Raw genomic sequence first — 22,346 nt, forward strand, 5'->3', positions numbered from 1 at the left:
ATGAGTCAAAAGGGCCACAAACGCCGTCTGCGGCCGAAGCACAAGATCCTGGCCGCGATGTCCGCCCTGGTCCTGGGCGGCGGCGGGGTCGTGATCGTCTCGCAGGGCGCCTTCGCGGGACAGGATTCCCGCAGCGCGCCCGTGACCGCCACCATCGACTGCCCGGACGTGGGCGACAAGCTCGACAACGTCCCCGACCAGGCCCGCAAAGAGGTGGACGCGAACCTCGCGCAGCTCGACACCCAGGTCGCCGACGCCTACAAGCAGCTCTCCTCCGGCCAGGCCAAGAGCAAGGCGCTGCTCGGCGGACTGAAGCAGCAGCGCGACAAGACCATCACCAACCTGTCCGACACCCTCGGCAAAGCGGGTCAGAAGCCCGCCGGACTGCAGGGGCTCAGCGGGTGCGAGATGAAGGAGGCGGCCGCCGCCAACCCGGCGGACGAGCCGGCCCTCGCGAACGGCGCCGACGGCGCCGACGGCGCCGCGAAGCAGGGAGCCCCCCAGCAACAGCAACAGCAGCAGCAACAGCAGCAACAGGCCAAGGGCGGCCCGGCGCGCAGCGACTTCGTCGCCATCGGCAACGTCAAGCCCAACGTGCGCAAGCCCGCGGCCCGCGGCGGCGCCTCCACCGGATCCTTCGCCGTGCAGTGCGGGCGCAACGAGAACGGCCACTTCAACCCCGACAACGTCATCGTCGCGCCCGGTGTGAGCAACGGCGCCCACCACATGCACGACTACGTCGGCAACAAGACCACCGACGCCTTCTCGACGAACAACAGCCTCGCCCAGTCCGGGACCACCTGCACCAACGGCGACCAGTCGACGTACTACTGGCCCGTGCTGCGACTGCGCGACGGCCGGGCGGAGAAGGACGCCAAGGCGCCCGGTGGCGGCCAGGACGCGAACATCGGCACGATCTTGAAGCCGAAGCAGGTGACCATCGAGTTCAAGGGCAGCCCCGCGAGCAAGGTCGTGGCGATGCCCCGCTTCATGCGCATCATCACCGGCGACGCCAAGGCCCTCACCAACGGCAACGCGAACGCGAACGCCTCGTGGAGCTGCACCGGCTTCGAGAACCGGCAGCTGAAGGACAAGTACCCGGTCTGCCCCAAGGGCAGTGACGTCGTCCGGACGTTCAACTTCCAGAGCTGCTGGGACGGCAAGAACATCGACAGTGCCAACCACCGCACCCACGTGGCCTTCGCCGACAACAACGGCGTCTGCAAGAAGGGCTTCAAGGCCATCCCGCAGCTCGTGCAGCGGATCGTCTACAGCGTGCCGCCCGGCTCCCGGTTCGCGGTGGACAGCTTCCCCGAGCAGCTGCACAAGCCGGTGACCGACCACGGAGACTTCATCAACGTGATGTCGAACGGCCTGATGACCAACGCGGTGCGCTGCATCAACAGCGGTCGCGCCTGCCGCTGAGGACTTCGGGGCGGCGCCGCCCTCCCACCTCCCCCCCGCGTCGCCCCGAGAGAGCGGTGCCGGCCCGAAGCCGAATTCGGGCCGGCACCGCGTACGCGTTTGTGCCACCGCCCGAAGGGGCCCGGGCACGGGCCCTGAGACCCACACGAGGAGTGCCATGTCCGGCTCTCGTCACACCACCCCGTCCGGACCCCGTCCGGAACCCGACCCCGATCCCGATCCCGACCCCGAACCCGGCCCCGACTCCGATCGCGGTTCCGAGCCCTCGGACGGGGACCTCGTACGGAGGCTCAGGGCGGCCTACGCCGCCGGCGACGGCGATCCGGCCGTCTGCGAGCTCCTGTACCGGCGGCACAGTGCCGCCGTTTTCGCATGTGCGCGCCGCTGCTCCCGGTCCCCGCAGGACGCGGAGGACCTCGTCTCGGAGGCGTTCATCCGCACCCTCCAGGCCGTCCGCTCGGGGGCCGGGCCGCGGGACGCATGGCGCCCGTACCTCCTGTCGGTGGTCCGCCGCACGGCCGTCGAGTGGCGGGTCCGCGCCGGCCGGACCGTCCTGACAGCGGACATCGAGGCCTGGTGCCGGCCCGGCCCCGACGGGGACGATCCGCAGCGACGGCTGCTGGAGGGCGAGGACCGCCGGCTCGTCGCCCGCTCCTTCCAGGCCCTGCCCGAACGCTGGAAGGCCGTCCTGTGGCACACCCTCGTCGAGGACGACTGCCCGCACCCCGTCCCCCTGCTGCTCGGCCTCACCCCCAGCGCCGTGACCTCGCTGGCCTTCCGGGCCCGCGAGGGGCTGCGCGAGGCGTACTTACGGGCCCATCTGGACTCGGCCGCCGACGACCGGTGCCGCCATTACGGCAGCCTCCTCGGGGCGGTGATCCGGCGCCGCGGGAGCACGCCGCGCGGCCGGGGTCTGGCCCGGCACCTGGCGGCCTGCCGGTCCTGTTCGCGTGCGTACGCCGAGCTGCTGGACCTCAACGCCGCGCTGCGCGCCGGAGCGGAGTCCGCGGTACTGGTAGGCCTGTAGGCCCGTAGGCCGGTGAGCCCGGCCCCCGCCTCGGCCCCGACGCGCGTCGGCCCCGGTCCCCCTCCGCTCCGCGGGGGCGGGGGAGGGGGCCGGGGCCGAATCCGTGTCTACGGGGGAGGGTTCGGGGGTTCAGGGGATTGAGGGGTCGGGGCCGGGGGCGGGTGCTACAGGCCGTTGACGCGGGCCATGCGCCCGACGCCCAGCGGCCGGAAGTCGGTGGTGGCGACGCGCACCTTGCGGCTGATCCGTGAGTTCTGGCGGCGCACCTGAGCCATCAGGCGGCGGCTGCGCAGGGCCATTTCGAGCTCGAACCGGGTCCGCGGATCGCGCAGGCCGGGTCCGAAGAGCTTTTCCAGCTGCCGCATGCGGTAGCGCACGGTCTGGGGGTGGACGCTCAGCGCCTTCGCGGCCTCCGGGGCGCCGCCGCCCTCCAGCCAGGCCAGCAGGGTGACTTCGAGCCGCTCGCTCTGGCGGGGGGTCAGATTGGCCAGCGGCCGCAGCCAGCGCGCGGCCAGCGCGTGCGCCAGGGGTTCGTCCTGGAGCAGCATGAGGGTGGAGAGGTGGTCGTCGACGAAGAGGGCGCGCGACTCCAGGCCGGGCCGGTTGGGGGTCAGGGACAGCAGTCGCAGGGCCCACCGCAGGGAGGAAGCGGTGTCGCGGGGGGCCACCGGGTGGCCCACGGCGGCGAACCGGCCGCGCAGCAGGGCCTCCAGGGAGGCCCGGGTCTCCGGGTCCGGGCTCGGGACCAGCAGGCAGGGCTGGCCGCCGACCATGCCGGCGAGTCCGTCGTCCAGGACGGCCGCGAGCTGCTGGGTCTCGCCCGGGGTGGCGAGGGCGATGGCGCGTATCTCGGCCGGGAGCGGCCAGCCGGCCGCGGCAGCCAGCTCGGAAAGCGCGATTTCAGCCATGGGCATGTCACTCGTAAGGGCGGAAAAGAGCTCACGCCTCGCCCGCTCGGAGCGGGACCCGAGACCGTCGCGGGGGACGACCGTCAGGGGTGCCAGCTGCCTTCGCCGGCCCGGTTCCCGGAGACCGGACGGCGCCCCGCGGTGCTCCTCGTCCTCGTCCTCCTCCTCTTCCCGGTCAGGGTGCTCGTGCTCGTGCTCGGCGGCATGGTCCTCCTCTTCCTCTTCCTCGTCGGGGTGGGCGTGTTCCGTCACCTTGTTCTTCTGCTGAGGCGCGGGTTCGCGGTACCCGAGGGCGGTGAGCAGGGCCACTTCGAGGCGCTGTCTGACCACCTCCTCGTCAAGGTCGTCGACGAGGGCGGAGAACCCGGGGAGCTCCTCCCTCAGCTCCTCCACCATCCCGGCGGTCAGCGCAGGGAGTTCCCTGCGCAGGACCCGGGTCCATTCGCCTCGGGGACGGGCCCAGATGCGGTTCAGAAGTTCGCACATTGTTACCTCGTTCATGCCGGGGTACGGCCTGCCCCGTGGGAGGGTGACAAGCCTGTCGAGGCAGCCTCCGTCCCCCCTCTGCGCCAGTGCGGACGGGGGAGTTGAGCACCTCGTACACCCTCCAGGAGAGTGCCATCCACTTGCAGTCCCGCGGCTTTGCCTGAGTTTTGCCGTCGGGGAGGTGTGGTGGCGGACAAGACGTCACTCCCGTTGCCACCGCACCGTTGGAAGGGAATCTTCCGGGGACGTCAGGTGTGACGATGCCACGCGCGCCAGAACTTGTCACGATTAGATAAATACTGTGGAGGCGTTGCGAAGGTCCACGATGCTTCTGCACTCCGGCCCCAGCTTCCGGTCGGCGGGACCTCATCTCCCGCCCGCCACGGAGCAGTTCCGTCGACTACCCCGGGCGCCGAGTGCGCGGTGGAGTGCCTCGGGCCTGGGCGTATGGGAGAACTACATGCCCCTGTCCCCAGCCCGTACGCCCCGTTCACACCGGGCGCGCAGCACCAGACGCCATGCCGGCGCGGCCGCCGCCGTGGCCGCCGGCCGGCGCGCCGTGCGGCGGCCGCCCCTGCTGTCCCCTGCCGGAGGCGTGCGCCCCGCCACGCTCGTCATCGCCGCCCTCACGGGCCTGCTCGCCCTGTCCGTGGCGGCCCGGGCGGGCGCCCTGAGCCACTTCTGGGACTTCCTCGACTTCGGGGCGGGCGTCCTCTCGCTCGTCTCGCTCACCTCCGCCGTCCTGTGGGGCCTCGCGGCCACGGACCGTACGGTGCTCACCTCCGGGCACCGGCTGGTCGCCCAGGCGGCGCACCGCGGCCTCGCCGTCGCGGGGCTGGGCTTCCTGCTCCTGCACATATGGGTCAAGGTCGCCGAGTCGCAGACGGGTGTCGCCTCCGCCTTCGTGCCGTTCACGGACCAGGACCAGCCGTTCCTCATCGGCCTCGGCACCCTGGCCGGATACGTGTTCGTCTCCACGGCGATCTCCGGAGCCGTGCGCAGCGCCTTCGCCACCAAGGGCCGCTCCCTGTGGTGGCGGGCCCTGCACTTCGGCGCGTACCCCGCGTGGGGCGCGTCCCTGGTGCACGGGCTCAAGGCCGGCCGCCCCGCCAGCGCATGGGTGACCGTTTCGTACGCCCTGTGCCTGCTCGGGGTGGCCGGCGTACTCGCCATACGGCTCCGGGCGCGGCTGCGCGCCGCGCCCGTACGGCCGGTCGCCGCGTCGGCTGCGACTCCACAGGGCGCGCCGCCCCGGCCCAAGTACCCGCCGCAGCGGTTCGTACGGCAACCCGCGGAATGGGCCGCCGAACGGCTGACGGCGCGGCTGGCCCGGCAGTCGGACCGGCGTTCGGTCGCACCGCCGGATCCGGCCGCCGCACAGGCGGGGAGCCCCTTCGTGCCCTCGCCCCGGCAGGCCCTGGAGCCCACGACCGAGATCCTCCCGCCGTACGGTGCGACGCCGTACGCGCCGTCGTACGGCAGCGATGCCTACGGCGGCGACGCGTACGGCAGAGGTGCGTACGGCGGTGACGCGTACGGCACCGATACGTACGACACGGTGGTCATCCCCAGCGGTATCGCGGCCGGACCCGGAACGGACCGGCCCGGCGGGTCGTTCGACGGGATGCGGGGCCGTCAGTGACCTCGATCGTCGATCCCGCCCTCGGGTGCGTCGGCCAGCCCCGGCTGCTGGCCGGCCTCGATGTGCTGCCGCGCCTCGACCGCGCCAATCACTCCGTGGTGCACGGCCCGTTGTCGCAGTACACCGCGGGCGATCTCGTGGAGCTCGCCGAGGGCATCGACCTGCGGGGCCGCGGGGGAGCGGGTTTTCCGTTCGCCCGCAAGCTCAAAGCGGTCATCCGCTCCGCCCGCACCAAGGAGGGGCGGACCGCCGTCGTGGTGAACGGCACCGAGGGGGAGCCGAGCTGCCTCAAGGACGCCGCCATGCTGTTGCACTCCCCGCACCTGGTGCTGGACGGCGCCCTGTTGGCGGCCGACGCGATCGGTGCCGAGGAGATTGCCATCGGGGTGACCAGGGACGACGTGGAGCAGTCCCTGCGGGCCGCCGTCGCCGAACGCGGCGTGGCCGCCAGCCGGGTCCGCGTCGGCAGGCTTCCCGAGCGCTTCGTCTCCGGAGAGGGGACCTCCCTCGTGAACGGCCTCAACGGTGGGGCCGCGATACCCAACGGGCAGAAGGTCCGGACCAGCGAGCGGGGGCTGAGCGGACTGCCGACCCTGCTGTCCAACACCGAGACGTACGCCCAGCTCGCCGTCGCGGCCAGGATCGGGGTGCAGGGCTTCCGCTCGGTCGGCCTGGAGAGCGAGCCGGGCACCGTCATGCTGACGATCAGCGGTTCGACGGTCGTCGAGGCGCCGCTCGGGACCTCCCTCGCGTACGTCCTGGAGCTGTGCGGCTCCTCCCCGGGCCAGGGCGTCCTGGTCGGCGGGTACCACGGCAAATGGCTGACGGCCGCAGCGGCGCGGACCGCCCTGCTCTCCCGGGAGTCGCTCTCCTCGCTCAAGGCCACGCTCGGGGCGGGTGCGGTCCTGCCGCTGCCCGAGGACACCTGCCCGGCCGGCGAAGTGGCGCGCGTGATGCGCTGGATGGCTGACGAGACCGCCGGCCAGTGCGGTCCGTGCGTCAGGGGCCTGCCCTCGCTCGCCGATGCCGTGGAGGCTCTGGTGGCGGGAGGAGGCCGTCCCGCCCTGGAGGCGGTCGAGGCGCGGATGCGGGGCGTGCTGCGGCGCGGTGCGTGCAGCCACCCCGACGGCACCTCGGCCTTCATGGCCTCCGCGCTCGCCGTCTTCCCCGACGAGATGCGCGACCACGCCCTGGGCAGCGGCTGCGGACGCCGCGTGCTCGGCGCGCTGCCCCTGCCCGAGGACGAGAACCCCGAACGGCTCGTCGTGGACTGGACGCTGTGCAAGGGTCACGGGCTCTGCGTGGACGTGCTGCCCGACGTGGTCAGGCTGGACCGCGACGGCTATCCGGCCGAGGCCGTCATGTCCGTCCCCGGAAGGCTGCGGCCGATGGCGCTCCGAGCGGTGCGGCGCTGCCCCGCGCTCGCGCTGCGCATTCAGGAATGAGCCGGCGGTAAACGGCGGCCGGTGGCGGGAGTTCAAGGGTTAGCGCGATCTGATAAATTCCCGCTCATTCGAATTCGGTGAACCCGTCAGGCCTTATGAATAAGGCAGTAGACGAACCCCCCGGGTTCAACCCGAAGGAGTGATCGTGAACAAGACGCGTCGTATCTCAACGGTCGGATCAGTGGCCGCGGTTCTGCTGCTGGCGGCAGGATGCGGAAGCAGCGACAATGGCGCCGCGCGCAACACGAATTCCGTACAGCCGGCAGGCGCGGGCAAGGCTCTCGGAGGCGCGTACGACACGGGCTACGGAGCGGGCGGCTACGGGGCGGGCGTTGCCGGCTCCGGGTCGGGCTCGGCCGTCGGATCGGGCTCCGGCGCCGGGGCGCCGGCCGGGCAGCTGTCCGTACGCGACATCGCGAGCGTGGGCAGCGTGGTCACCGACAGCGCCGGGATGGCCCTCTACCGCTTCGACAAGGACACCCCGCAGCCCCCCAAGTCCAACTGCGAGGGGGACTGCGCCACGACGTGGCCGGCCGTCCCGGCCGACGACGCCTCGGCCGCCGCCGGCATCGACGCGGCACTGATCGGCTCCGTCGACCGGACCGACGGCAGCAAGCAGCTGACGCTCGGCGGCTGGCCCGTGTACCGCTACGCGAAGGACACGAAGGCGGGCGAGGCGAAGGGCGAGGGCGTCGGCGGCACCTGGCACGCACTGGCACCGGACGGCAAGAAGGCGGTCGACAAGAAACAGAAGGCGGACGGAAATACCGGTAGCGGAATGGAAATGGGGGCGGGAGCGGCCGGTATGAACATGAAGTCGGGTGCGGAACTCTCCGTCGCCGACAATGAAAAGCTCGGCAAGATCCTGGTGGACGGCCAGTGGCGCACGCTCTACCGATTCGACAAGGACAGTGCGTGGCCGATGAAGTTCGGCTGCCTCGGGGCCTGCCTGGACACGTGGAAGCCCGCCGCGGCCATCGACAAGGCGAAAGCCGAGGGAATTTCGGGCAAGCTGGTCGGATCGGTGAAGCGGCCCGACGGCAGCGAGCAGCTCACGATCGACTGCTGGCCGGTCTACACCTTCACCGGGGACACCGAACCCGGCCAGGCCAACGGGCACAACAAGCAGGGGCTCTGGTTCGCGGTCACCGCCGAGGGCAAGAAGGTCCCCCCGACGGCGTAGCGAAGCCGCCGGCCCCGCCCCCTCCGATTCCGTCCCGGCCCCGAACCCTGTGAGGCAGTCAGCCATGCCCCGTTCACCGCGTCCCGCCGCTTCCGTCGCCGCCGCAGCCGTGCTGCTCGCGACGCTGCTGTGCGGCGGCTGCGCCGCCCGGGTGGCGGCCGGTCAGCGACCGGCCGACGGCTCGTCCGCCCCGGCCCCGGCCTCGACCGCCCGCCCCGCCCCGCTCCAGGAGATCGGCGCCGCCCTCGGCTGTACGCCCGAAACCACGGTCGACGCGGAGGAACTCCGGGAAGGGGCGTGCGGATCGGGCCAGGAGGGCTTCCGGATGGCCACCTTCACCAGCGAGCAGGGCCGCCAGACCTGGCTGAACGAGGCCCAGATGTACGGCGGTACGTACCTCGTCGGCCCCACCTGGGTCATCACGGCGGCCTCCGCCGAGGCCCTGGCCGGCGCCCACACCCGCCTCGGCGGAAACATCGAAACCGTCTCCGGCCACGGCGGCTCCCCTCACGACATGCCCCAAGACATGCCCCAAGACATGCACCAGGGCATGTCCCAGGACCCCACGCACGACGCCTCCCCCGGCCCCTCCCATGCCGGTGGGCACGACTCCCCCGGTCCCGCCGCTTCCTGAGGAGGCGTCCGGCCCGGCACCGCGATCAAAATGCGGTGCCGGGCCGCCGCCGTGTCCCTACACTCGCTCCCATGCCACCACGGGACGTGGTGCGCACTCAGCCGACGAGAGGGGAGCCGGGCCGTGTGTCACCGCATCGCCGCGTTCGCTCCCCGGTCCCGGTACGACGTGATCCTGGTGTCTCCGTCTTCCCGATGACGGCTGCGCGGCCGCCATCGGATGTCCGCGACGACTGACACGGCACGACACGGCACGACCCCCCTCCCCGGTACGTCTGCGTACGCCCGGGCAGGCCCGGCCGCGCCCCCGTGCGCCTCGGCACTTCGTGTGCCCCGGTACCTCCTTGTCCGTCCGCACATCGCGCCGCCCTTTTCTCGACCTACCGGAAAGACCCGGGCCATGCGCACCCACCCGCACACCTCGACCACCGTCCGCAACCTCGGCATCCTCGCGCACGTCGACGCCGGCAAGACCACCGTCACCGAGCGGATCCTCTATGCCACCGGGGCCACCCACAAGCGCGGCGAGGTCCACAACGGCACGACCGTCACCGATTACGACCCCCAGGAACGCGACCGCGGCATCACGATCTTCGCCGCGGCCGTCAGTTGTACGTGGGACGGTCACCGCGTCAACCTGATCGACACACCGGGGCACGTCGACTTCTCCGACGAGGTGGAGCGCTCGCTGCGCGTGCTCGACGGTGCGGTCGCGGTGTTCGACGCCGTCGCGGGCGTCGAACCGCAGAGCGAATCGGTATGGCGGCAGGCCGACCGCCACGGCGTGCCGCGCCTCGTGTTCGTCAACAAGATGGACCGTGTCGGAGCCGACCTCGACCGGGCGATCGCGTCCGTACAGGAGCGTCTGCACGTCGCCGCGCTGGTCGTCCAGCTGCCCATTGGACAGGAGGACGGCTTCCGCGGGACGGTGGACCTCGTGCACATGCGCGCGCTGGTCTGGGGCGACGAACCGGACTCGTTCGCGGCGGGTCCCGTACCCGAATCCCTGTACGAGGAGGCGGGCGTCCGCCGCCGGCTGCTGGAGGAGCGGGTGGCGGAACTCCACCCGGCCGCCCTGGAGGAGTACTGCGCCACCTCGGCGCTCTCCGCCGCCACGCTGACCGCCGCGCTGCGCGACCTGACGCGCAGCGGTGAGGGCGTCGTCGTGCTCTGCGGCTCGGCCTACCGCAACCGTGGGATCGAGCCGCTGCTGGACGCGGTCGTCTCGTACCTCCCCTCGCCGGCGGACATGCCGCCGGTACGGGGAACCCGGGGCACGGCGGTGGAGGAACGGGCCGCCGACCCGGCGGCGCCGTTCGCCGCGCTCGCCTTCAAGGTGAACGCGACGGCGACCGGCCGGCTGACCTGCCTGCGGATCTATTCGGGAACGATGAGGAAGGGGGACACCGTGCTCGACGCGGGCACCGGCCGGACCGAGCGCATCGGACGGATCCTGCGCGTCCAGGCCGACCGGCACGCCGAGGCGGACCGGGCCGTGGCCGGGGACATCGTCGCCGTCGTCGGGCTCAAGGGCACGCGCGCCGGGTCCACGCTGTGCGACCCCGGGGCGCCACTCGTCCTCGAACCGCCCACGTCCGCCGCACCCGTGGTGTCCGTGGCGGTCGAGGCGGGCGGCAGCGCCGAGACGGGCCGCCTGTCCGCGGCGCTGGCCGCACTGGTCGAGGAGGACCCGTCGCTGGTGGTGCGGACGGACTCCGAGACGGGTCAGACGGTCCTGTCGGGGATGGGCGAGCTGCACCTGGAGGTGGCGGTGGAGAAGATCCGCCGCAGCCACGGACTGCGGATCGTGGTGGGCCGCCCCCGGGTGGCGTACCGGGAGACCGTCGTGCGCGGGGTGTCGGGCCTCGTGTACCGGCACGTCAAACAGGACGGCGGAGCGGGCCAGTTCGCCCACGTGGTCCTCGACGTCGAGCCGTTGGCGCCGGACGCGGAACAGGCGGGCGAAGGCGTCTTCGAGTTCCGGTCGGCGGTCGTCGGCGGTCGGGTGCCCCAGGAGTACGCCCGCGCCGTCGAGGCGGGCTGCCGGGACGCGCTCGCCGAGGGTCCCCTCGGCGGCCATCCGGTGACCGGGTTGCGGGTGACCCTGACCGACGGGGCCACCCACTCCAAGGACTCCTCGGAGATGGCGTTCCGGGCGGCGGGCAGGTTCGCGCTGCGCGAGGCCCTGCGCGCCGCCGCGATGGAGCTGCTGGAACCGGTGGCCGAGGTCGTGGTGACCGTACCCGACGACGCCGTCGGCGGGGTGCTGGGCGATCTCGCGGCCCGGCGCGGACGCGTCTCGGGCTCGGCCGCGCGGGCCGGGACCACGGCGGTCACCGCCACCGTGCCGCTGGCCGAGCTGTTCGGCTACGCGTCCCGGCTGCGCAGCCGCACCCAGGGCCGGGGCACGTTCACCGCCCGGCCCACGGGCTACGCCCCCGTACCGGAGGCGGCGTACCGGCAGGCCCTGGCCGGATAGGCCGCGTCCGGGCGGGACACTCCCCGGTGCGTGCAGGGCTCAGCCCTTCCTGGAGGAGGCTCCGGCCTCCTCCAGGAACCCCTCGGGGAAGGGCTGTTCGGCCCAGATGGTCTTGCCCCGGGCGTGGTAGCGGGTGCCCCACAGCTGGGCCAGCTGCGCCACCATGAACAGCCCGCGCCCACCCTCGTCCGTCTCCTCCGCGCGCCGTACGTGCGGGGAGGTGCTGCTGCCGTCCGAGACCTCGCAGATCAGCTCGCGGTCGCGGATCATCCGCAGCTGGATCGGCTCGCTGCCGTACCGGATGGCGTTGGTGACCAGTTCGCTGACCACCAGCTCCGTGGTGAACTCCAGCTCCTCCAGGCCCCATACGGCCAGCTGCCGCGTCGCGAGGGTACGGGCGCGGGCCACGACCTCGGGCTCCGCCGGAAGGTTCCATGTGACGTGGTGCTCGGCCGGCAGCTCGTGCAGGCGCACCATCAGCACCGCCACGTCGTTCTGCGGCGCCACCGGGAGCAGCCGGCCGATCACCGCGTCGCAGGCCTGGTCGAGTCCGTCCGGTGGGGTGAGCGCGATGCCCGAGAGCGCCTCCGGGAGCCGTTCGAGGCCGAGGTCCACCTCCCGGTCGGGGGCCGCTACCAGGCCGTGGCTGTAGAGCACCAGCACGTCCCCGTCGTTCAGCGTCATCTCCGTGCCCTCGAACGGCGATCCGCCGAGGCCGAGCGGCGGACCCGCGGGCAGGGGCACGATGGCCGGCCGCCCGCCCACCGGAGCGAGCACGGGCGGCGGATGGCCCGCGCACGCCACGGCCAGCCGCCGCGTGATCGGGTCGAAGACGGCGTACGCACACGTCGTCCCGGCCGCGCCGCCCCGGCGCCGGCCGCCGGCCTCCTCGTCGCCGTGCTCGTCCACGAACCGGTGGATCTGGTCGTCCATGTAGGAGAGGAGCTCATCGGGGGAGAGGTCGAGGTCCGCGAGGGTGCGCACCGCCGTCCGCAGCCGGCCCATGGTCACGGCGGCGTTCAGGCCGTGACCGTGGGCGTCGCCCGCCACCAGCGCCACCCGCGCCCCCGACAGCGGGATCACGTCGTACCAGGCCCCGCCCAGCTCCGCCTGTCCGTGCGCGGGCAGGTAGCGGGCCACCGCCTCCAACGCGCCGAGCACCGGCAGCCGTTGGGGCAGCAGGCTGCGCCGCAGGGCCAGGGCGGCCGTCCGCTCGCGCGTGTAGCGGCTGGCGTTGTCGATGCACACCGCCGCGCGCGCCGAGATCTCCTCGGCCAGCAGCACGTCGTCCGGCTCGAACCCGTGGGCGCGGGCGTGGCGTACGAAGACGGCGGCGCCGAGCACCGCCCCGCGGGCGGACATCGGTACGAGCAGCCAGGAGTGGACCCCGTACGCGCGGACCCGCTCGGCCTGCGCCGGGTCGACCGGGGCGAGCTCCGCGATCAGCTCCTCGCCGCTCAGCAGCAGCGGTTCGCCGCCGGCCATGGCCCGGGTGAACAGGGAGCCCGGCCCGGTGGTGAAGGGGTCGGGATCACCCGTCGCGACCGCCGCCTTCACCGGGATCCCGGGCGCGGAGGAGGTCGCCGCCCGCAGCAGGGTCACGCTCTCGCCCACCGGGCCGACGAGCGGCTCCTCGCCGCCGAAGACCAGGGCCGGCAGGTCGACGTAGGCGTGGTCGGCGAACTGCGGTACGGCCACGTCGACGAGCTCCTGGGCCGTGCGCAGCACGTCCAGCGTGGTGCCGATGCGCGTGCTCGCGTCGTTGACCAGCGCCAGCCGCTCGCGCGCCCGGGCCCCTTCGGTCACGTCGGCCACGGTGTGCGCGAGCGCGATCAGCTCGCCGGAGCTGCTGCGCAGCGGGAGGATGGTCTCGGACCAGACGTGCTGCCGGTCGGGATCGCCGCGCAGCAGGCCCCGCACCTCGGTCTGCACCAAGGCCTCGCCGGTCTCCAGCACATGGCGCTGGCGTGCTTCGAGGGCCGCCATGTCCAGCAGGTCGGGCGGGGCCACCTCGGACATCGTGCGCCCGACGAACTGCGCGTTCGCGAAGCCCGCGCCGCGCCGCAGGGCGTCGTTCTGCGCGATGAAGCGCAGCTGCGTGTCGAAGACGTCGATGAGGAAGGGGGACTCGGTGAACAGCCCCCTGATCAGGGCCTCGCTGAGCTCGCGCCGCCGCGTGGCGTCGATGTCGGTCGCCTGGATCAGCCACTGCCGCTCCCCGGCCGTGGACATCATGGGCCGCGCGTGGAGCGCCACCTCGACCTCGCGCCCGTCGTGGTGCCGCAGCACCGCGTGCCCCGGCTCCGAGCGCGCGAGCAGCAGATCGGCCCCGCGCACCCCGTGCACCTCCCGGGCGGTGTAGCCCAGCAGCCGCTCCGCCCCCGGCCCCCACCCGATGACCACCCCGAGATCGTCGAGCAGGGCGTACGTCTCCTCACCCGGTTCCGCAACCACGCCGGAGGCATCGTGGAACACCGGGTCGTGCATCACTGCGCCCCACTTCCCGATCCGCGGAACGACTCACTGCGTACTGCTCCGATTATCGCTCTGAGTCACCACTTGTGCAGCCTGGGTCGAGCCCCGCCGGAGCCGCCCCGCACCCGGCCCGCGGACCCCGGCCCGGTCCGGTCTCGGAAGGCCGGCTCGGTTCCGTAGTGCCGCAGCCAGACGTCAAGGGCGAGGACGAGCTCGATGCGCCGCCGGAAGGTCCTGCCCGGTTCGTTCGCCGCCGCCTCGGTGGCGGTCAGGTCGAAGAGCGGGCGCACCGGGGATTGCGCGCCAGAGCGTTCTCGATGAGCAAGTCTGCTCCCTTCCGGGCCGGCGGAGCCCGCGGATGGGTGCCGTCGGCAGCCGGTGATTTCGTGCGGGCTTCTGACCGGCCGTATGGGGCGGCGGCGTCACGGCGGTTGGGCAGGACACCGCGGGGCGCACCGGCAAGTCCGCAGTCGCAGGCAGCAGTTGACACCAGCCTTGTGCGTTCTGGCATCGTTCGCGGCCGGGCGAGCGCTGGGACGGGCCTGCCGGGGCCGCGGAAGCAAGGGGCAACCGGCCGGGGCAACGCCTCGAAGGCGCTGCGCCACCGCAACTACCGGCTCTTCCTCGCCGGGGAGATCGTGTCGGACACCGGCACCTGGATGCAGCGTGTCGCCGAGGACCGGATCGTCCTGGAGCGGCACGTCTGCCTGATCGCTGCCCTGCTGGGGGTGCTGATCGCGGTGGACATCCCGACCCGGCAGGCGTCGTGACGGAACTGGTGGGCCGGGAGGGCGTGAGCGCGGCCCTCGGACTCAATTCGGCCGCCGGGCAGCTCGCGAAGGTGACCGGCCCGGCGCTGGCGGGCGTGCTCATCGCCGGTGTCGGCGGCTCCTGGGCCATGGCCTTCAACGCCGGGAGCTACCTCTGCGTGTGCTGGCCCTGCTGCTGATGCGGGAACGGGACCTGCGTGCCGGGCCGCGCGCGGCCCGGGCGGGCAAGCAGGTCAGGGCGGGTCTGCGTCACGTGTCCGGCCGGCCCGACCTGCTGATGCCGATCGGCATGGCCGCCGCCTCGGACCCGAGGGTCGCGCTGGCCGTCGGCGGCACGACGTCGGTCCTCGCGGCGGTCGGCGCGATCGCCTGGCGCCGCAGGATCGCGGCACGTGGAGGGCCCGGATCGGCCGAGGGTGCAACGGTGGAGGCCCGGCTTGAGTCCTGAAGGACCCGGGAGAAAAGCCGACCGGGGAGGGATGACCGCACGCGCGAATGGTTGTTAGTCTGCCGAGACCGCCCTTGACCTGCGTGAAGCGGGCAGGGAGCAGACACATCGGGAGTATTCGCATGCTTCGTACCATGTTCAAGTCCAAGATCCACCGGGCCACCGTGACCCAGGCCGATCTGCACTACGTCGGTTCCGTGACCATCGACGCCGATCTGCTCGACGCGGCGGATCTGCTGCCCGGGGAGCTCGTCCACATCGTGGACATCACCAACGGGGCGCGCCTGGAGACGTACGTCATCGAAGGCGAGCGCGGTTCCGGGGTCATCGGGATCAACGGCGCCGCCGCACACCTCGTGCACCCCGGGGACCTCGTCATCCTCATCAGTTACGCACAGGTCGAGGACGCCGAGGCGAGGGCGTTGAAGCCGCGCGTCGTCCACGTCGACGCGGACAACCGCATCATCGAACTGGGCGCGGATCCGTCCGCCCCGGTGCCGGGAACGGACCAGGAACGCAGCCCCCACGCGGTGGCTGGCTGAGGGGAGTCGGGGACCATGTCGCAGACCGAGGCCGGAGCCATCGGGTTCAAGGACGACCGCGAGGCGGGGCGGCTGCTCGCCGTCGAGGCCGGTGAGGTGGTCGGCCTCATCGCGTACTTCGCGCTCGACGCGCCGCCCCACGCCCTCGTGGCCGTGCACACCATCGTCGAGCCCGGGCACGAGGGGCGGGGCATCGCCGGGGACCTGGTGAAGTCCTTCTACGGGATCGCCGCCGCCGAGGGGGTGCCCGTGGTTCCGCTGTGCCCGTACGCGGCCGCCTGGGCCGGCCGCCACCCCGAGCAGGCGCCCGAGGCGCCGGCCGAGGCGGTCGCGGCGGCGAAGGCGCAGCTCGCCGCGAGCCCCGACCTGTGGTGACGCGGCTGACCCTGCTGCACACCTCGCCGGTCCACGTGCCGGTGTTCGACGCCCTGCGGGACCGGGACCACCCCGGGGCCGTACTGCGCCACCTCGTGGCGCCGGAGCTGTTGGACCGGGCCCGTGCGCAGGGCCCGGACTCGGTGGCCCCGGTGCTGCGGGCCCTGCTGGCCGGCTCCGTCGGCCCGGTCCTCGTGACCTGCTCGACCCTCGGCGCCGTCGCGGAGTCCCTGGCGCCGGAGCTCGGTGTCCCGGTCCTGCGGGTGGACCGGCCGATGGCCGCGCAGGCCGTCCGTGCGGGCCCGCGCATCGCGGTGCTCGCCACCGTGGAGTCCACGCTGGCACCGACGGTCGCCCTGCTGAGGGAGGAGGCCGACCGGGCCGGCCGCCCGGTGTCGCTCACCACGCACCTGATCGCGCAGGCCTGGTCCCGCTTCGAGGCCGCCGACACCGCGGGCTACCTCGCCCTGGTGGCCCGGGCGGCGGACGGCGTCACGGGGGCGGACGTCATGGTCCTGGCCCAGGCCTCGATGGCCGACGCCGCCCTCCTGGCCGTGACGTCCACCCCGATCCTGGCCAGCCCTCCCCCCGGCCTGGCCGCGGCCGTCCACGCGGCCCGTCAGGGAGCCGTTCGTCCCTGACGCCGCGCGCGGGCCCCGACCGGCCCCCCGTACCGGGCCTACGGGGGGCGTACCCGGGCGGATGCGGGGAAGGTGGGAGTCATGGTGCGAAACGCAGAGATGACGGAGCCGCCCGTGCCCGAGCCGGATCCGATCCCGCCGCCGCCCGGGCCCGGCCCCCGGCCCTTCCCCGACCCCGAGCCGGTTCCGCGGCCCGTGCCACCCGTACCGGGGCCGGTGCCCGAGCCGGATCCGATCCCGCCGCCGCCCGGGCCGGCGCCGATCCCGCAGCCCGGGCCCCTGAGCGGCGTACGGGGTCACCGCGCGCGCGGTTAGGCCGTACGGACCTCGGAGCGGTCGCCGCTCCAGAGGGTGTGGAACGTGCCCTCGCGGTCGGTGCGCCGGTAGGTGTGCGCCCCGAAGAAGTCGCGCTGGCCCTGGGTGAGGGCCGCCGGGAGCCGCTCCGCGCGCAGCGCGTCGTAGTACGCGAGCGACGCGGAGAAGGCCGGCACCGGGATGCCGTGGGAGACCGCCGCCACCAGGACGGCCCGCCAGTCGTCCTGGGCCTCGCCGATCTCCTGCGCGAAGCCCGGGTCCGCGAGCAGGCTCGGCAGGTCCGGCTGCGCGTCGTACGCCGTGCGGATCCGGTCCAGGAACGCCGCCCGGATGATGCAGCCGCCCCGCCACAGCGAGGACACCGCGCCCGGGTCCACGCCCCAGCCGTACTCCTGGCTGCCCGCCTGGATCTGGTGGAAGCCCTGCGTGTACGAGACGATCTTCGAGGCGTACAGGGCCTGCTCCACCTGGGCGGCGAAGGCGTCGGCCGCCTCGGCCGACAGCGGCGCGGACGCCGGGCCCGCGAGCCCCCGGGCGGCCGTACGCAGGTCCGCGTGGCCCGAAACCGCACGGGCGAAGACGGCCTCCGCGATCCCCGACACCGGAACGCCCAGGTCCAGCGCGATCTGAACGGTCCAGCGGCCGGTGCCCTTCTGCTCGGCCGCGTCGGCCACCACGTCGACGAACGGGCGGCCGGTCTCGGCGTCGGTGTGGGCGAGCACCTCCGCCGTGATCTCGATCAGGTACGAGTCCAGCCGGCCCCGGTTCCACTCGCGGAAGGTCTCCGCGATCCGCGCGGGGGAGTACCCGGAGACATCGCGCAGCAGGTGATAGGCCTCGGCGATCAGCTGCATGTCGGCGTACTCGATGCCGTTGTGCACCATCTTGACGAAGTGTCCGGCGCCGTCGGGGCCGACGTGCGAGACGCACGGCGTACCGTCCTTGGCCTTCGCCGAGATCTTCTCCAGCATCGGACCGAGCGATGCGTACGACTCGGCGGAGCCGCCCGGCATGATGCTCGGGCCGAGCAGCGCGCCCTCCTCACCGCCGGAGATGCCCGCGCCCACGAAGTGGATGCCCTGTTCGCGCAGCTCCTTCTCGCGCCGCCGGGTGTCCTCGAAGTGGGCGTTGCCGCCGTCGATGATGACGTCGCCCGGCTCCAGCAGCGGGGCGAACTCGCGGATCACGGCGTCGGTCGGCTCGCCGGCCTTCACCATGACGATCAGACGGCGCGGCCGCTCCAGCGCGTCCACGAACTCCTTCGCGGACTCGGCGGCGACGAAGGAACCCTCGTGCCCGAACTCCTCCACCAGGGCGGTGGTCTTCGCGGCCGTGCGGTTGTGGACGGCGACCGTGAAGCCGTTGCGGGCGAAGTTCCGGGCGAGGTTGCTCCCCATCACCGCGAGCCCGGTGACGCCGATCTGGGCGGTGCTGCTCATGCATGCGCTCCTGAGTGCTTCGATGTGCGGGTGGGAACGACGCTACAGGGGCCGGAACGGACAAAGCCGTCCCGCCATGCGAAAGAATGTCAACTTCCCCCGGCGTGCGCCCTGTTGCGCCCCTTGTCATGCCCTGATCCCGCCGTTAGGTTGTGCGGTTCCTGATGTCTTCAATGGGGGCTCCCATGGGTGTACGGGGCCGGCACCGCCGGTACGTGCCGAGCAGCATCAACCGCGCCTCGCTCGTCGTCACCGCCGGTGGCGCAGGGCTCGCGCTCCCTCTGATCGGCGCCGGAACCGCCCAGGCCGCCTCGGTGGACACCTGGAACAAGGTCGCGGACTGCGAGTCCACCAACAACTGGCACGTCAACACCGGGAACGGCTACTACGGCGGGCTCCAGTTCAGCCAGAGCACGTGGCGCGCCTTCGGCGGCACCGCGTACGCCGCCCGCGCCGACCAGGCCACCAAGGACCAGCAGATCGCGGTCGCGGAGAAGGTCCTGGCGGGCCAGGGCCCGCAGGCCTGGCCGGTGTGCGGGAAGCAGGCCGGGCTCTCGCGCGGCGGCCCCGCGGCCGCGCCCTCCCCGCAGGGTCAGGGCCAGGGCGTGAAGGTCCAGGTCCAGGTCAAGGAGGCGAAGCCCACCGCGCCGCCGGCCACCGCGCCCCGTCCGACCGGCACCTCGGTGCTGCCCAACCCGTACGTGGTCGCGCCCGGCGACTCCCTCTCGGCGATCGCCACCGGTCAGCACGTCGAGGGCGGCTGGCAGGCCCTGTACGAGACCAACCGGGCCACCGTGGGCAGCGATCCGAACCTGATCTTCCCCGGTCAGCGGCTCACCCTGCGCGTCACCGCCGCACCGGGCCCGCCAGCCGCGCCGCCCGCGCAGAACCCCGAGAAGCCGCCGCGGACCGCCGAGCCGGTCAAGCCCGTGGAGCCGAACGCGCAGAAGCCGGCGCAGAAGCCCGCCGAGAAGCCGGCGGACAAGCCCGCCCCCGCACCCGCCTCAGCGCAGCATCAGCCGGCCTCGGGCGGCTTCGTCGCCCCCGTGGACGCCTCCATGGGCACCGCGTACCACGTGGCCGGTTCGTCCTGGTCCAGCGGCTACCACACCGGCGTCGACTTCCCGGTCGCCACCGGAACCTCCGTCAAGGCCGTCGGCCCCGGCTCCGTCGTCTCCGCCGGCTGGGCCGGTGCGTACGGGTACCAGGTCGTCATCCGGCACGCCGACGGCCGGTACTCCCAGTACGCCCACCTCTCGGCGCTCGGGGTCAAGGCCGGGCAGCAGGTCTCCGGCGGGCAGCGGATCGGCCGCTCCGGCTCCACCGGCAACACCACCGGACCGCACCTCCACTTCGAGATGCGCACGTCCCCCGGCTACGGCTCCGACATCGACCCCCTGAAGTACCTCCGGGGCCGCGGCGTCCGCATCTGACGGGGCCGCGGCACGGCCGTCCGGCGCCGCCGCGGCGCCGGCATCTGACCCGCGTGCGTGCGGCGGCACGACCGCGAGCAGGATCAGGCCGACCGCCGCCAGCACGGCGCTGGCCAGGGCGGCCGCCGTGCCCGCCGCGCCGAAGCGGAAGCCCTCGTCGAAGAGCGAGATGCCGACCGCCGCCGCGACCACCGGATTGACCACGGTCAGCGTGGCCAGCGGGGCGGCCAGCCCCGCGCCCCGGTAGGCGGCCTGGGCGAGCAGCAGCCCGCCCGACGCCAGGACGGCGATCGCCGCCACATCGGGCCAGACCGAGCCGAGGGCCTCCGGGGCGAAGAAGGAGTCCTCGGCTGCCTCGGCCACCGACTTCGTGAACACGGAGGCCATGCCGAAGGCCGCACCCGCCGCGACCGCCAGCAGCACGCTGCGCGGCACCGGCCGGTCCGCCCGGTGCATCCGGTGCGCCGCCCCCATCAGCACGGCCGCCCCGGCCCCGGTCACGATCAGCAGCAGACCCCGCTCCCCGCCCGACAGCGGCTGGTCCGCGGCTCCGTCCCCGCCCGTCAGCGCCAGCAGCCCGGCCAGCCCCACCGTGGCCAGCACCGCACCGCGCCAAGCCGCCGCACCCGCCCTGCGGTGCACGAAGAGGGCCGCCATCGGCAGGGCGAACACGATGGTCAGCGCGCCGAGCGGCTGCACCAGGCTCAGCGGGCCGTACGCGAGGGCCACCACGTGCAGCAGGGCGCCCAGGCCGTTCAGCCCGACCGCGCACCACCAGCCGACCCGGCGCAACGGCGCGCACGGGCGGTCGGGGGTGCTCGCCGCGACCTGTTCCTGGACGATCGCGCCGCCCGCGTACGCGACCGCGGACACCAGGCAGAGCAGGACCGACAGCGCAAGGGCACTCATGAATTCCACAATGCCCCACCCGATCGGCCTATTCCTCCCCCTACAGGTGGTCACCAGTCATACCCGAGGCATACTCCGGAAGGAGTACGGGGCGGGCGCCGGCCCCGCCCGGACGCCGCCCACGGTGACGCTCCCGTCGCGGTCCGTGAGGCACCGGGCGACGGGTTTGGTCCCGGGCGCGTCGGATCCGTACAGTGGCGGTTTTGAAGACTTCCGCAGCAGGCGGACGCGGACGAGTGAGCAAGGAACGGCAGCGGCCATGACGGTGACCGAAGACAACCACGTGAGCGCGGACGACCACGCCTACGGGCCGGGCATCGACCCCGAGCGGCTGGCGCTCTGCCTCAGCGTCCTGGACGAACTCGACAAGATCGACGTCGACCACCCCGACGCCATCACCGTACGCCGCGCCACCGCGGGCCTCTACCGCACGGTCAAGCAGCGCCGCCGCCAGGAGCGCCGCGCCGCGAAGACGGCCAACGACAAGGCCGTCACCGAGTCGACCGCGACCGGCTCCGCCGAGCGCATCGACGACGAGACCGAGGGCATCCTGCCCTCCTCGGTCACGGAGGCCGGCCGGATCGCCGGGATACTCCAGCGCCCGCGCTCCTGCTACATCTGCAAGACGCGGTACGTCGAGGTCGACTACTTCTACCACCAGCTGTGCCAGCCGTGCGCCGGCCACAACCGTGCCAAGCGCGAGGCCCGCGCCGACCTCACGGGCAAGCGCGCGCTGCTCACGGGCGGGCGGGCCAAGATCGGCATGTACATCGCGCTGCGGCTGCTGCGCGACGGCGCCCACACGACGATCACCACCCGCTTCCCCAAGGACGCCATCCGCCGCTTCAAGGCGATGGACGACTCGGCGGAGTGGATGCACCGCCTGGAGGTCGTCGGACTCGACCTGCGCGACCCGGGCCAGGCCGTGGCGCTCGCCGACCAGGTCGCCGCGGCCGGTCCGCTCGACATCCTGATCAACAACGCGACGCAGACCGTGCGCCGCCTGCCCACCGCGTACGCCGCGCTGGTCGAGGGGGAGAGCGCCCCGCTGCCGGCCGGCGAGCTCCCCGCCCACCACGTCATCGGCGCGTTCAACTCCGGCGCGGTCGACGGCCTGGCGGCCCTGCCCGTCGGCGTGAGCGGGCTCGACGCGCAGAAGGTCGCCGACCTCGCGCTGGTCGCGGGCAACGCCAGCATCGAACGGCACCTCGACGGCACCGCCATCGACGCGGGCGGCCTGCTGCCCGACGTCGTCGACAGCAACACCTGGGTGCAGACGATCGACCAGATCTCCCCGGTCGAGCTGCTGGAAACCCAGCTGTGCAACTACACGTCGCCGTTCATCCTGATCAGCGCGCTCCGCCCGGCCATGGCCGAGGCCGCCCGCAAGGCGTCCAGCGGGCGTGCGTACGTGGTCAACGTCTCGGCGATGGAGGGCGTGTTCAGCCGGGGCTACAAGGGTGCGGGGCACCCGAACACCAACGCCGCCAAGGCCGCGATGAACATGGTGACGCGGACCAGCGGCCAGGAGATGTTCCAGAGCGACGGCATCCTGGTGACCTCCGTCGACACGGGCTGGATCACCGACGAGCGCCCGCACTTCGACAAGCTGCGCCTGGCCGAGGAGGGCTTCCACGCCCCGCTCGACCTGGTCGACGGCGCGGCCCGGGTCTACGACCCCGTCGTGCGCGGCGAGGCCGGCGAGGACCTTTACGGAGTCTTCCTCAAGGACTACGCGCCCGCCAACTGGTAGGCCCGCCCCTGTCGCGCG

The 22,346-nt window shown here is 73.1% G+C and carries 19 protein-coding genes and 1 pseudogene; 15 read left to right on the forward strand and 5 right to left on the reverse strand.

Annotation, left to right across the window (positions count from 1 at the left end; translation table 11 throughout):
* Nucleotides 1-1,425 carry a DUF1996 domain-containing protein gene (locus AB0M92_RS12400; protein ID WP_366102070.1) on the forward strand — a complete coding sequence of 475 codons (1,425 nt, stop codon included), beginning with the start codon at nucleotides 1-3 and terminating at the stop codon, nucleotides 1,423-1,425.
* Between the two features lie 157 nt (nucleotides 1,426-1,582).
* Nucleotides 1,583-2,452, forward strand: coding sequence for a sigma-70 family RNA polymerase sigma factor (locus tag AB0M92_RS12405; protein WP_366102071.1), 870 nt, complete (start codon nucleotides 1,583-1,585; stop codon nucleotides 2,450-2,452).
* Nucleotides 2,453-2,616: 164 nt separating this feature from the next.
* Here the strand turns inward: AB0M92_RS12405 and AB0M92_RS12410 are convergent, their stop codons facing one another.
* Nucleotides 2,617-3,846 carry a helix-turn-helix domain-containing protein gene (locus AB0M92_RS12410; RefSeq protein WP_366102072.1) on the reverse strand — a complete coding sequence of 410 codons (1,230 nt, stop codon included), beginning with the start codon at nucleotides 3,844-3,846 and terminating at the stop codon, nucleotides 2,617-2,619.
* 460 nt (nucleotides 3,847-4,306) lie between these two features.
* On the opposite strand from AB0M92_RS12410, the gene AB0M92_RS12415 reads away from it, so the two are divergent.
* From AB0M92_RS12415 to fusA, 5 genes are all read left to right on the forward strand, one after another.
* On the forward strand, nucleotides 4,307-5,488 hold the full coding sequence (locus AB0M92_RS12415; protein WP_366102073.1) for a hypothetical protein: 1,182 nt from the start codon (nucleotides 4,307-4,309) through the stop codon (nucleotides 5,486-5,488).
* Nucleotides 5,485-6,933 carry an NADH-ubiquinone oxidoreductase-F iron-sulfur binding region domain-containing protein gene (locus tag AB0M92_RS12420; RefSeq protein ID WP_366102074.1) on the forward strand — a complete coding sequence of 483 codons (1,449 nt, stop codon included), beginning with the start codon at nucleotides 5,485-5,487 and terminating at the stop codon, nucleotides 6,931-6,933. The genes AB0M92_RS12415 and AB0M92_RS12420 overlap by 4 nt, the downstream gene beginning before the upstream one ends.
* Nucleotides 6,934-7,078: 145 nt before the next feature.
* Complete coding sequence (locus AB0M92_RS12425) at nucleotides 7,079-8,116, forward strand: SCO0930 family lipoprotein (RefSeq protein WP_366102075.1); 1,038 nt, start codon at nucleotides 7,079-7,081, stop codon at nucleotides 8,114-8,116.
* A gap of 64 nt (nucleotides 8,117-8,180) precedes the next feature.
* Nucleotides 8,181-8,750 carry a hypothetical protein gene (locus tag AB0M92_RS12430; protein WP_366102076.1) on the forward strand — a complete coding sequence of 190 codons (570 nt, stop codon included), beginning with the start codon at nucleotides 8,181-8,183 and terminating at the stop codon, nucleotides 8,748-8,750.
* Nucleotides 8,751-9,149: 399 nt separating this feature from the next.
* The gene (gene fusA / locus AB0M92_RS12435; protein WP_366102077.1) at nucleotides 9,150-11,228 is read left to right on the forward strand and encodes an elongation factor G; all 2,079 of its coding nucleotides are present in this window, start codon (nucleotides 9,150-9,152) and stop codon (nucleotides 11,226-11,228) included.
* 39 nt (nucleotides 11,229-11,267) lie between these two features.
* On the opposite strand, the gene AB0M92_RS12440 is transcribed toward fusA, so the two are convergent.
* Together AB0M92_RS12440 and AB0M92_RS12445 are read right to left on the reverse strand one after the other, a co-directional pair.
* Nucleotides 11,268-13,715 (reverse strand): SpoIIE family protein phosphatase, encoded by a 2,448-nt coding sequence (locus tag AB0M92_RS12440; RefSeq protein WP_366102078.1) that lies wholly within the window; start codon nucleotides 13,713-13,715, stop codon nucleotides 11,268-11,270.
* 65 nt (nucleotides 13,716-13,780) lie between these two features.
* Nucleotides 13,781-13,993: a hypothetical protein gene (locus AB0M92_RS12445; protein ID WP_366102079.1), complete on the reverse strand. Its 213-nt coding sequence runs from the start codon at nucleotides 13,991-13,993 to the stop codon at nucleotides 13,781-13,783.
* A 207-nt stretch (nucleotides 13,994-14,200) separates the two neighbouring features.
* On the opposite strand from AB0M92_RS12445, the gene AB0M92_RS12450 reads away from it, so the two are divergent.
* The 6 genes from AB0M92_RS12450 to AB0M92_RS12475 all read left to right on the forward strand — a co-directional run bounded on the left by AB0M92_RS12450 (nucleotide 14,201) and on the right by AB0M92_RS12475 (nucleotide 16,479).
* Nucleotides 14,201-14,473, forward strand: coding sequence for a hypothetical protein (locus AB0M92_RS12450; RefSeq protein ID WP_366102080.1), 273 nt, complete (start codon nucleotides 14,201-14,203; stop codon nucleotides 14,471-14,473).
* Complete coding sequence (locus AB0M92_RS12455; protein WP_366102081.1) at nucleotides 14,470-14,652, forward strand: MFS transporter; 183 nt, start codon at nucleotides 14,470-14,472, stop codon at nucleotides 14,650-14,652. The genes AB0M92_RS12450 and AB0M92_RS12455 overlap by 4 nt, the downstream gene beginning before the upstream one ends.
* Nucleotides 14,634-14,921, forward strand: a complete 288-nt coding sequence (locus AB0M92_RS12460; protein ID WP_366102082.1) for a hypothetical protein — start codon at nucleotides 14,634-14,636, stop codon at nucleotides 14,919-14,921. Before AB0M92_RS12455 ends, AB0M92_RS12460 begins: the two co-directional genes overlap by 19 nt.
* Before the next feature lie 122 nt (nucleotides 14,922-15,043).
* The gene (gene panD / locus AB0M92_RS12465) at nucleotides 15,044-15,463 is read left to right on the forward strand and encodes an aspartate 1-decarboxylase (RefSeq protein ID WP_366102083.1); all 420 of its coding nucleotides are present in this window, start codon (nucleotides 15,044-15,046) and stop codon (nucleotides 15,461-15,463) included.
* A gap of 15 nt (nucleotides 15,464-15,478) precedes the next feature.
* The gene (locus AB0M92_RS12470; RefSeq protein ID WP_366102084.1) at nucleotides 15,479-15,838 is read left to right on the forward strand and encodes a GNAT family N-acetyltransferase; all 360 of its coding nucleotides are present in this window, start codon (nucleotides 15,479-15,481) and stop codon (nucleotides 15,836-15,838) included.
* The gene (locus AB0M92_RS12475) at nucleotides 15,832-16,479 is read left to right on the forward strand and encodes an aspartate/glutamate racemase family protein (RefSeq protein ID WP_366102085.1); all 648 of its coding nucleotides are present in this window, start codon (nucleotides 15,832-15,834) and stop codon (nucleotides 16,477-16,479) included. The genes AB0M92_RS12470 and AB0M92_RS12475 overlap by 7 nt, the downstream gene beginning before the upstream one ends.
* A 311-nt stretch (nucleotides 16,480-16,790) precedes the next feature.
* Here AB0M92_RS12475 and gndA read toward each other — a convergent pair whose 3' ends face one another.
* Nucleotides 16,791-18,233 carry an NADP-dependent phosphogluconate dehydrogenase gene (gene gndA / locus AB0M92_RS12480; protein WP_366102087.1) on the reverse strand — a complete coding sequence of 481 codons (1,443 nt, stop codon included), beginning with the start codon at nucleotides 18,231-18,233 and terminating at the stop codon, nucleotides 16,791-16,793.
* 185 nt (nucleotides 18,234-18,418) lie between these two features.
* On the opposite strand from gndA, the gene AB0M92_RS12485 reads away from it, so the two are divergent.
* Complete coding sequence (locus AB0M92_RS12485; RefSeq protein WP_366102088.1) at nucleotides 18,419-19,666, forward strand: transglycosylase family protein; 1,248 nt, start codon at nucleotides 18,419-18,421, stop codon at nucleotides 19,664-19,666.
* 75 nt (nucleotides 19,667-19,741) lie between these two features.
* Here the strand turns inward: AB0M92_RS12485 and AB0M92_RS12490 are convergent.
* Nucleotides 19,742-20,575, reverse strand: a pseudogene (locus AB0M92_RS12490) (DMT family transporter); the annotation flags it as partial.
* Between the two features lie 259 nt (nucleotides 20,576-20,834).
* On the opposite strand from AB0M92_RS12490, the gene AB0M92_RS12495 reads away from it, so the two are divergent.
* Nucleotides 20,835-22,328, forward strand: coding sequence for an SDR family NAD(P)-dependent oxidoreductase (locus AB0M92_RS12495; protein ID WP_366102089.1), 1,494 nt, complete (start codon nucleotides 20,835-20,837; stop codon nucleotides 22,326-22,328).
* Nucleotides 22,329-22,346: the final 18 nt, after the last annotated feature.

It is taken from the genome of Streptomyces sp. NPDC051582 (assembly GCF_040681715.1).
Taxonomy (GTDB): domain Bacteria; phylum Actinomycetota; class Actinomycetes; order Streptomycetales; family Streptomycetaceae; genus Streptomyces.